The sequence below is a fragment of the Polaribacter sp. BAL334 genome, from assembly GCF_015767435.1.
Taxonomy (GTDB): domain Bacteria; phylum Bacteroidota; class Bacteroidia; order Flavobacteriales; family Flavobacteriaceae; genus Polaribacter.
This window is the reverse complement of the sequence record NZ_JADWOV010000026.1, coordinates 1-582: the sequence shown is the minus strand read 5'-3', so window position 1 is coordinate 582 and position 582 is coordinate 1. Positions and strand designations below refer to the sequence as shown.

1 pseudogene is annotated in these 582 nt (G+C 35.4%); it reads right to left on the bottom strand.

From position 1 onward, the window contains the following. Positions 1–129: 129 nt before the first annotated feature. Positions 130–582, bottom strand: a pseudogene (locus IU405_RS00145) (transglutaminase); the annotation flags it as partial.

Here is a 582-nt window from a genome sequence, read left to right as displayed (position 1 = left end):
GTTGTACAACGTTTTGCAGCTACCCGAAGGTGGCGATTTCGAAGCACTTCACTGTCAACCAAGCAGAAACTTTGATAGAAGCACAAAGCTTGATTTAACCACCGAACCGCCACTTTTGGGTAGGTGCTGTTACCTGCCGTTTCTTATTCTTTCTACGTTTCTATTCATTTTGTGTCGTACAATTTTACGGAAAATAAAACTTTTAAATGCACCAAGTTCTTGTTTATGTTTTGCATAAAAATCGTCTGGTGTGTCAAATAGTCCAAAGTCTTGATTTATACCTTTGTCTTGTATAAATGTATTGTTCAAATTCCATTCAATTGGTGGGTTTTCAAAATTGTCTGTGTAAGCACCAAAGCCACAAAATGTAGTTTTACATTCTTTGTTTTTTTCTTGAAGTTTTGTCAGGTATTCTTTGTCAAGAATCACGCCTTCAAGAAAATACCATTTGTCGTTTAGGTTAATTTCAACCCAACTATGAACAATATTTTTTGGCGATAATTTATACCAAATTCCGCTAATTGCTCCCTTTTGTAAAGCCTTATCAATGGTAAAACCGTGAATTCTGTTTGGTATTCCAAC